The organism is Microcystis sp. LEGE 08355 (genome assembly GCF_015207185.1).
GTDB classification, from domain to species: domain Bacteria; phylum Cyanobacteriota; class Cyanobacteriia; order Cyanobacteriales; family Microcystaceae; genus Microcystis; species Microcystis panniformis.
The window spans coordinates 18,058-27,388 of sequence record NZ_JADEXI010000004.1 but is presented as its reverse complement, the minus strand read 5'-3'; the positions used below and the strand labels follow the sequence as shown (position 1 = coordinate 27,388).

Below are 9,331 nucleotides of genomic sequence, written 5' to 3'. Positions count from 1 at the left end.
ACCCACAGCGCCATCTATCTCAACCATCCCCACGGCATCAGCAACCAACTGCATAAATGTATCGTTGATGGTAGCGCTCACGCCATCTTTAATGGTAAAGTGTTTGTTCCCAAACCCGCCCAATTAACCAACGCCTCCCAGTTAAATCGGAATTTGTTAATTTCTAACAAGGCAAGAGTCAACACCAAACCGGAATTACAAATTACCGCCGATAACGTCAAATGTTCCCACGGGGCAACCGTTAGCCAACTGGAAGCCGATGATTTATTCTATCTGCAAAGCCGGGGCTTAAGCGCCGACACCGCCCGCAGTTTGTTAATTGATGCTTTCTCGGCCGAGATTTTAGCTAAAATTCCTCTAGAATCCCTCCGCCAAAGATTGGGGCAATGCGTCGCCTGTCGCAGTGTGGAATAACTCTACCGGGGTGGGTGCAAACCTGCCCAAAGTACCCCTCTGACTCCTGACTAAAATGACAATTATCCAAGAAAAAACCCTCGCCCAAAAAGTCCGCGCCGATTTCCCTATCCTCCATCAAACCGTACACGATAAACCCCTTATCTATCTCGATAGTGCCGCCACTTCCCAAAAACCCATTCAAGTATTAGAAACCCTGCGAAACTATTACGAAAAAGATAACGCTAATGTGCATCGGGGGGCGCATACTTTAAGTGTCCGGGCAACGGAAGCCTACGAAGGAGCCAGAGATAAGGTGGCTAGGTTTATTAATGCCGCTTCTCGTCAGGAAATTGTCTATACTCGCAACGCCACGGAAGCGATTAATTTAGTCGCCTACAGTTGGGCGTTAAATACCCTGAAAGCAGGGGAGGAAATTATTCTCTCGGTGATGGAACACCACAGTAATTTAATCCCCTGGCAAATTGTCTGCCAAAAGACGGGGGCGGTGATTAAATATGTGCAGTTAACCAGCGACGAAAGCTTTGATTTAGAACAATATAAATCCTTGTTATCGGACAAAACTAAATTAGTGGCTGTCCTTCATGTTTCCAATACATTAGGCTGTATTAATCCCGTTGCCGAAATAGTCAGCCTTGCCCATCAAGTCGGGGCGAAAGTATTAATTGATGCCTGTCAAAGTGTCCCCCATTTAGCCATTGATGTGCAGGCCATAGATTGTGATTGGTTGGTGGCTAGTGGTCATAAAATGTGCGCCCCCACCGGTATTGGATTTTTGTACGGCAAAGAGGCCATTTTAGAGGCAATGCCGCCCTTTTTTGGTGGTGGCGAAATGATTGCAGAAGTCTATTTAGACCATTTTACCTGTGCCGAACTGCCCCACAAATTTGAAGCCGGAACCCCCGCTATCGGCGAAGCGATTGCTCTCGGTGCTGCGGTAGAATATTTAATGGGTTTAGGTATGGATAATATTCATGCCTACGAAGAAGAGTTAACCGCCTATTTGTTCAAAAAACTAGGAGAAATTGAGGGTTTAAGAATTTACGGGCCGCCACCTAGTTTAACGGGCCAAGGTCGGGCTAGTTTAGCCGCCTTTAATGTGGAAGGGATTCATGCTAGTGATTTAGCTACTTTATTAGACCACGAAGGAATCGCTATTCGTTCTGGTCATCACTGTACCCAACCTCTACACCGCCTTTTTGATGCTTCCGGCAGCGCGCGGGCAAGTCTATATTTTTATAATACCCGCGAAGAAATTGATAGCTTTATTGTCGCCCTACAGGAAACTATCGATTTCTTTGCCAATTGTTTTTCTTAGGGGTATCTCTAGCCCCTTTTCCTGTTCTTAAAGAGTGAAGGAAGTTACCTATTATTATCAAGGAATTTGTCCCGAAACGGGCGAGTTATTGCGCTTGCCCCGTACTCTTTTGGCTGAAAAAATCGCCCAAGATTTGATGACAACTATCACCAATCCTGAAGGTAAAATGTATGGAATTTTATTAGGAGAAAATGCCGCTGGCGAAATAGAAATTTTAAAAGCTTTTTCTGGACAGGGGGAAGCCACCGGCTGGGTTCCGTCCCTAGTGGGGAGAGAAAAAATTGTGCTGGAAGAAAAGCGAGTTTTGCAACTTTTAGAAACAATTAAACAGGAAATTATCACCCTGCAATCAATCCCAGAACATAATTTATATCGACTCAATCAAGCAAGTTTTGAACGCAAAATCCAAGCTTTACAGCAACAACATCAAAACAATAAACAGGAAAGAGATAGATTAAGAAATTTAGGAGATTTAAACTCAGAGGAATTAGAAAAGTTAAATAATCTCAGTCGTCAGGAAAAAAGAGCAAGAAAGCAATTAAAACAGGAACAAAAACAAGTTTTAGAACCCTTAATTGAGAAAATAAACTTAGCCAATCAGAGAATTATTGAACTTAAGCAACAGCGTAGGAACCTCTCCAAACAGTTACAGGAATTGCTGTATCAATCCTACTGTTTAAATAACTTTTCTGGACAATCTCTCTCCTTGGCTAAATTGATGGGTAGTAATTTGTTACCGACGGGAACAGGGGAATGTTGCGCCCCAAAATTATTAAATTATGCCGCCATGAAAGGATTAAAACCCATCGCCATGGCCGAATTTTGGTGGGGAGAATCGAATCGAGATAGAAAACAGGGAGAATTTTATGGCGCTTGTCAAGAAAGATGTCAACCTCTCATGGGTTTTTTACTCTCTGGTTTACGTTCATCCCTAGAAATTATCTACGAAGATGAGGGAATAATTGCTATTAATAAACCCCCAGGATTATTATCGGTAACAGGACGTTATCAAGATAGTCAAGATGCTGTGGTTAATCGTTTTCGTCGTCAAGGGAAAAATCTCATTCCCGTTCATCGTTTAGATCGAGAAACTTCGGGTATATTATTACTAGCTAAAAGTTTAGATATTTATCGTTGTTTATCCCAACAATTTCAACGGCGAGAAGTGGAGAAAATCTATGAAGCTATATTATCAGAAATTATTGAGCGAGAATCAGGTATAATTGACCTACCTCTCTGGGGAAATCCGCAAAATCGACCCTATCAAACTGTGGATTGGCAAAGGGGAAAAGCTAGTCAAACCTATTTTAAAGTTGTCGGTAAAGAAGGCAATTATTCTCGCCTCGAATTTATTCCCTACACGGGAAGAACCCATCAAATTCGTGTTCATAGTCAACAGGGATTAGGGATAGGAATTTTAGGCGATCGCTTGTATAATGGTAAGCAGTCCGACCGTTTATACCTACACGCTAAACAATTATCTTTTCGTCATCCTCAGACCGAAACTAAAATTGACCTAATCATTCCCACCCCCTTTTGAGAGCTATAATTGCTAACGGCCAAAAACTATCTATAATATAGCAATTCCCCTAGTTGTGAGGTACAGAGTCTTAGGTTTTGAGGAGTCAGGAGTCAGGAGTCAGGAGTCAGGAGTTAAGATTTTGGTGTACCTCATGAGATTGGGAAACGCTATAACCCGATTTACTAACATGGGTACAAGGTCAGCCAGAAAATAAATAGGGTTGGCTGAATATCAGTGCAATCCTTGCTAAAAAAGGTTTTTGGCACTTTTTTGGTTAAAAAGTGCTAGAAACAAACGTTGAGAAATCGATCCGAGGGACTCAAAACCCTTAAACTTTTTCAGCTTGTCCGAGCGGGATTACCAGTGCCATAGTTGGAATTTTCTGTCTGAATGATTCTCATCGGAAACATAAAAAAGAACTTGATTCCTTGCTCACTCTACAATTTCAGAAGTTTAATAAATCTCAGATTATGACCTTCTAAAGTATTGTAAAGTTTCAATACAAATATAGTCATATATAGTCATTCATGGTAATATGTACAGACAAAACTATCAGACTATGCAAAAAAAACAGGAATAAGTTATCGAACGGCTTGGAGGTGGTGGAAACAAGGGAATTTAACAGGTTATCAATTGCCTTCTCGTACAATTATCATAACGGATGACAACCATTCAAAACCCGACGCTGAGTTAAAAGACAACGGATAATAATGTTAGTAGCAGAAAGACACATTATCAAGAAAGGACATAGATTTTGGGCTGAGATAGATAATTTATCTTGGCAGTCTAAAAATCTTTACAACTCAGCCAATTATTTAATCCGACAAAACTTCATTTATGGTCATGGCTATTTGACCTATAATCAGATGGCCTCTCTCATGAAAAAGACAGAACAGTATCAAGCTTTACCCGCTAAAGTTTCCCAACAAGTTTTAAGAGGATTAGACCGGAACTGGCAATCATTTTTTGCCGCTGCATCGGAGTTTAAAAGTCACCCCGATAAATTTCTGGGAAAACCCAAAATCCCTGGCTATAAGGAGCCAAAAAAAGGACGAAATCTCTTAGTTTACACGATTCAAGCTATAAGCAAAGTAGGTCTTAGGCAAGGGTTAGTCAAACTATCAGGTACTTCAATTGCCTTGCCGACAAGAGTGGCGGAGCGCATAGCAGAAGTCAGAATAGTTCCTAAATGTGATTGTTATGTAATCGAGGTAATTTATGAGAAAACCGAACAGTTCTTAGCTCCTAATGAAAAGATAGCTGCGATAGATTTAGGCATAGATAATTTGATGGCTGTAACTTCAAATCAACCGGACTTTATCCCTTTGTTGATTAATGGCAGACCGTTAAAAAGCCTGAATCAATTTTATAACCAACGTCGAGCTAAGTTACAATCTCTGTTAAAAGGTAATCGTCAAAGTTCCCAGAGGATTCGCCGTTTAACCCGTTGCCGTAATCAGAAAGTAGATGATTATCTTCATCAGGCTAGTCGTTATTTAGTAAATCTCTTAGTTGAGCAAGAGATAACAACTTTAGTAATTGGGAAAAATGACGGTTGGAAACAAGAAGTGAACTTAGGAAAAGTCAACAATCAAAAATTTGTGACCATCCCTCATGCTCGATTAATTGAGATGATTAGTTATAAATGTCAATTAGAAGGAATCTCTGTGATTCTTCAAGAAGAATCCTATACCTCAGCTTCTAATTTTTTGAATGACGATCCTCTCCCCGTTTATGGAAAGATAACTGAAAAGCCAGTGTTTTCAGGAAAAAGAATTTCGCGAGGGTTATATCGTACAGATAAGGGGATTCTGGTTCAATCTGATGTCATGGGTTCCTACAATATTTTGCGAAAAGCATTCCCAAATGCGTTTAACCGCTATGGGATAGAGAGGTGCGTAGTTCACCCAAGGAGAATCAATCTCTCGAAGTAAAAGTGAAGGGAATTTCTGAAATGGAATTCAGTCTGTCTATATTTGACTATACTTTTACTAACTATAGCTTGTAATCACTTGCTCAAATGAATTAGCATGGTGCGTTCCCAAAAATCTATCGGTGCGGCAGTAGCAGCTAGATTAGGGAACGCACCCTACAGCGATGGCTAGGAATAAGCTCTGTTCCGTCCGCAGCGACGAAGTGTTAGACATCTTTTAGCTCTTCAAACCTTGACAAGAGCCGATTAGGAACTAAGAAAATCATTTTAATATGAGAGTTTGTCGGTTTTGTTTCAATCTTCATGAATTTTGGTCTCGAATTATCTCCATCCTCCTCCTTAGGTTTGACGAAAGCAAAACAGGTAAATTCAATAGATTTAATAAATTCAAGGAGCTTGGTTGTTGGATAAATTTCGGACAATACCAAAGGTTGATCTCGAATTAGAAGATTTTTGCCACCCATTAGTATATCGAAGTCTGCTCCTTCAGCATCTGTTTTGATACAGGAAACACTCAGTAACGGATAATCAGACATCAATTTGTCTAAAGTATTTACCTTGACTGTCACCTTGTTCTCTTGGGGACTATGCCTAACCAGCGAATTTAGTTCAGGCATTGAGTTCAAATTAAGATCCATACTGCCAGGCTCGGAAAAAAGTGCTTCTTCTAGAACATGACAGTTTTGAAACTGGGAAAGATTTCTCTTTAAGTGTTCAACCATTCTCGGATCGGGTTCAAAGGCATAAACCTGATTGGATAAAGGAGCAGCCAGTAAACTGTAATAACCAATATTAGCCCCAACATCAATAAAGTCTTTATTAATATCTAAGAATCGATGAAGGATAATTTCAGATCCCCAATCTAACTTGCTTCCCTTGAGGAAAATTTCCGTTCCGAATCGACTATCATAGGGCAGAGTCATTTCTACATTATTAAATAGAACCATTTTCTGGTTGAGCTTGGTTATCTTATAAAATGCTCGTACTACATAGCGGTATAGGAAATCCCAGCCACCAATCTCTCGAACCAATCCAAGAAAATAATTGAACTTATGCAAATAAATAGTCCTTTTCAACATATACTCTCACTTCAAGTTAGCCATGAAGGCATCTAAATATTAATTATACCGCTCTCTGCGGTCGAGCGACCTCCTCTGTCCTACTATCCCACCCCCATCGGTCTGACACCCCCTCAATAAAACCCAATACCGCACTGTGCGGTCTAATCACTATCGGTGCGGCAGCTAGGAGCCACATTAGGGAACGCACCCTACAGCGATGGCGTACTGCTACGCAGTGCCTTCGGCATCGCACTAACCCTAACAACAATTTTTGATTTTTACCAGAGGTCTATTGACTGAATGATGGGATGTAATATTTCAATAACCAGCATTTTCTTGGTGCTTGAGCTATACAATGAGAGCTATATTTTGATAGGACAAAAAAAGATTAGTATAGAGGTAAAATTAATGGCTGAAACCCTATATGAAAAAGACTATGTAGCCTGGCTGCAAGACCAGGCAGAAAAACTGCGATCGCCTGATCGCAATACTTTAGATTGGCAAACTTTAGCCGAGGAATTAGAGGAAATGGTTGATGAACGCAAATACAAAGCAGAAAGCTTTCTTGTTCAACTCCTCAGTCACCTGCTACTTTACGCCTACTGGAAGCATCCTTACTACCTACCCCACTGGACAGACAAGATAGATAATTTCAGATTGGAATTGAGCCTGCTGTTTCGCTCTAAGGTAATCTACAATCATGCCTTAGAACGGTTTGGTTATTGTTATCAAAAAGCTCTGGGAAAAGCGAGCCGCAAAAGTGGATTAACTTTACCAGTTGACTGTCCTTGGACAATTGAGAAAATTCTTGATGAAGATTGGTTCCCTGGTTAAAAACTGGAGCTTGCAATCCAACTTACATCCATACAACAATAGGGTGGCTATTGCCCACCTTACTTCAATTGATACCAATTTTCAATAGTCGTGACTAACATCTGAAATTGCGATTCCGCTCTCGGAGGAGAATTACGCTTTGGAATAATTGAAAAATGATATGAGTCAGCGGTTTAATCACTATCGATGCGGCAGTAGGAGCCACATCAGGGAACGCACCCTACAGCGATGGCTATTTAAAATGCGTAGATTTCATGATGAGCTAGGCGGATTTGATGGTTTCAAATACTTCTGATTATCTAAGCAATCAATTACAGATAGTCCTAACTCATACATAGCTTCCAAAGCCGCATTTTCATACTTGTTATACTCAGTCAGATCATGAATTATGTCTTTCTGCCCATGAGCTATATTATTTCTCCTGCTTACTAATGTCTTAAGTAAAAGCTCATGTTGATCCACCATTGAGCATGATAAACCAGCATCTGTAGAGTTCTTTTTAAGCAGCATAGGCTTTAAATTGCTATCTGCTTCTAAGCGAATATTGAATTCAATATTCTCATTAATTAAAGCTGGCAATTCGTTGGAAAAAAAGCTCCAAACTCCATCTGCTGACAAATCACCTCCAAGTTCTTTAAAGCGCTTCCTTAGCGATAGCTTTATAACCTCCTCACGGCATTGATTGCGTTTAATATTTTGCCTTTGAATTGTATCGAGGTATAAATCCCATGCAAATCTACAAAAACCTTCATAGTGAGCATATAGCAAAGTAGTAATAGCTCTCAAGAGAGCTTCATACCTTACAGGATGCTTAACCCTATCAGTCGTTAATATTTGAATTTTAATTGCAGCCAGTTCTCCTTCTCTCCAGTTGAGATCAGCCTCGATCTCATTCGCCCAGTTGCTCATTAAAATTACTCCAGAAGCTGAGTTGATTTAAACCTTCTTGAATACATCCAATTCTATTAGAAAGCTTAGTTCTGGAGTTAGCTCCAGGTCCAATATTATCCTTAAAGCTGTTTGACTGAACAATTTTGATTATTTCATCCCTAACAGAAGAATTATCCAGATTCTCTAATCTTTCTAGTATCCTAAACACGCCAATTGTAACAGCTTCAAAATAAGCTGGAGCTAAAGCACCAATTGGTGATTGATCGCGATATCGAACAAAAGCACCACTGCCGAGAATTTGGCTCAAGTAATCAAATAATCTATTAAAGTCTTGTGTTTCAGTAGAATAATCAAATTGTATTTCTCCAAATAATATATTTTCCATGTATGTGTCTAACCAATCTCTCACACTCCCCCGGAAGAGACCTTGAGCATTTTTTGCGGCAAAAAATCTTAAGACAAGCTCTTCGTCTCCCTTTTGTTCTTTTTCTGATTGAGACAATGTATCTATGCAAGTCTTAAAGTTTGAATAGGAGGATCTTTCTTGGAGAAACCTATAGAACTTTATACCTGGCTCACCAAACATCCTAGAAGAACAGTTGCGAATTTCCTGTGGAGCTAGAATTGATCCCCCAGTATTTAACCTCTTGAACATTTCATAACGCAGAAAAGAATTACTTTGCCTTTTAATAATTACTGTCCTTACAGAGGATCTTTTGATCCTAAGCTTGAGTCTCAATGATAAATCTTCAAAAGTCAGATCATTAAGTTCTGAAATCTGATCACAACCTTCTAACTTTAGAGATTTCAGCTTTTCTCCATCTATATCAGTGAAATTCAGTACATTGGCATCAATGAATTGAATCACAGAGCTAAGGCGTTGTAAGCCATCAATTAACTCCAAAACCCCATCTGAGTTCTCAATAGTAAATATCTGTGGTATTGGCAACTCAAGAAGTATGGATTCTATTAAACGAGACTTTTGTTGATTAGACCATCGGAATAACCTTTGATATTCTGGTTGAATAATGAGTTCATTTTGAGAATATAAACTGATGATTTCTCCAAAGCTGAGATCGATAGATTCAGTACGAACCTCACCAATTTTGGCATCTATCCGTTCATCTATTGATTCCATCATCATATTGCTCCTAGACTTCTAAACCCTATGGCAAGCAAAACTTGTACCTTAAACATTCTAATCGTAATCTGCCAGTTGAATATTACATTCAAGGAAAAAGTATGAACAGGGAACGAGCCGCATAACTATTAATCATACCGCTCCCTGCGGTCGAGCAACCTCCCCCATCCTAATATCCCACTTCCATCGGTCTAACACCGCCTCAATAAAACCTAAT

8 protein-coding genes are annotated in these 9,331 nt (G+C 39.8%); 5 read left to right on the top strand and 3 right to left on the bottom strand.

Translation table 11 applies throughout. From position 1 onward, the window contains the following. From IQ242_RS00455 to IQ242_RS00440, 4 genes are all read left to right on the top strand, one after another. Positions 1–414, top strand: a 414-nt coding sequence (locus IQ242_RS00455) for a SufD family Fe-S cluster assembly protein (RefSeq protein WP_193958635.1), incomplete at its 5' end; no start/stop codon positions are given. 55 nt (positions 415–469) lie between these two features. Continuing rightward, positions 470–1,732, top strand: a complete 1,263-nt coding sequence (locus IQ242_RS00450) for a SufS family cysteine desulfurase (protein WP_193958634.1) — start codon at positions 470–472, stop codon at positions 1,730–1,732. 34 nt (positions 1,733–1,766) lie between these two features. Next, positions 1,767–3,272, top strand: a complete 1,506-nt coding sequence (locus IQ242_RS00445; protein WP_193958633.1) for an RluA family pseudouridine synthase — start codon at positions 1,767–1,769, stop codon at positions 3,270–3,272. A 692-nt stretch (positions 3,273–3,964) separates the two neighbouring features. Further along, positions 3,965–5,188: an RNA-guided endonuclease TnpB family protein gene (locus tag IQ242_RS00440; protein WP_193958632.1), complete on the top strand. Its 1,224-nt coding sequence runs from the start codon at positions 3,965–3,967 to the stop codon at positions 5,186–5,188. 205 nt (positions 5,189–5,393) lie between these two features. Here the strand turns inward: IQ242_RS00440 and IQ242_RS00435 are convergent, their stop codons facing one another. Beyond that, entirely contained in the window at positions 5,394–6,266 is an 873-nt protein-coding gene (locus tag IQ242_RS00435) for an FkbM family methyltransferase (RefSeq protein WP_193958631.1), read from the bottom strand. 390 nt (positions 6,267–6,656) lie between these two features. Here IQ242_RS00435 and IQ242_RS00430 point away from each other — a divergent pair, with 390 nt between their 5' ends. Beyond that, positions 6,657–7,082 (top strand): DUF29 domain-containing protein, encoded by a 426-nt coding sequence (locus IQ242_RS00430; protein ID WP_193958630.1) that lies wholly within the window; start codon positions 6,657–6,659, stop codon positions 7,080–7,082. 252 nt (positions 7,083–7,334) lie between these two features. Here IQ242_RS00430 and IQ242_RS00425 read toward each other — a convergent pair whose 3' ends face one another. Together IQ242_RS00425 and IQ242_RS00420 are read right to left on the bottom strand one after the other, a co-directional pair. Then, on the bottom strand, positions 7,335–7,991 hold the full coding sequence (locus tag IQ242_RS00425) for an MAE_28990/MAE_18760 family HEPN-like nuclease (RefSeq protein ID WP_193958629.1): 657 nt from the start codon (positions 7,989–7,991) through the stop codon (positions 7,335–7,337). After that, a complete protein-coding gene (locus tag IQ242_RS00420; protein ID WP_193958628.1) occupies positions 7,972–9,117 on the bottom strand; it encodes a DUF262 domain-containing protein in 1,146 nt (381 codons plus the stop codon). Before IQ242_RS00420 ends, IQ242_RS00425 begins: the two co-directional genes overlap by 20 nt. Positions 9,118–9,331 lie beyond the last annotated feature (214 nt).

Coding starts and splice junctions, on each gene's coding strand:
- IQ242_RS00450 (WP_193958634.1), top strand. CDS start 470: ATGACAATTATCCAAGAAAAAACCCTCGCCCAAAAAGTCCGCGCCGAT.
- IQ242_RS00440 (WP_193958632.1), top strand. CDS start 3,965: ATGTTAGTAGCAGAAAGACACATTATCAAGAAAGGACATAGATTTTGG.
- IQ242_RS00435 (WP_193958631.1), bottom strand. CDS start 6,266: ATGTTGAAAAGGACTATTTATTTGCATAAGTTCAATTATTTTCTTGGA.
- IQ242_RS00430 (WP_193958630.1), top strand. CDS start 6,657: ATGGCTGAAACCCTATATGAAAAAGACTATGTAGCCTGGCTGCAAGAC.
- IQ242_RS00425 (WP_193958629.1), bottom strand. CDS start 7,991: ATGAGCAACTGGGCGAATGAGATCGAGGCTGATCTCAACTGGAGAGAA.
- IQ242_RS00420 (WP_193958628.1), bottom strand. CDS start 9,117: ATGATGATGGAATCAATAGATGAACGGATAGATGCCAAAATTGGTGAG.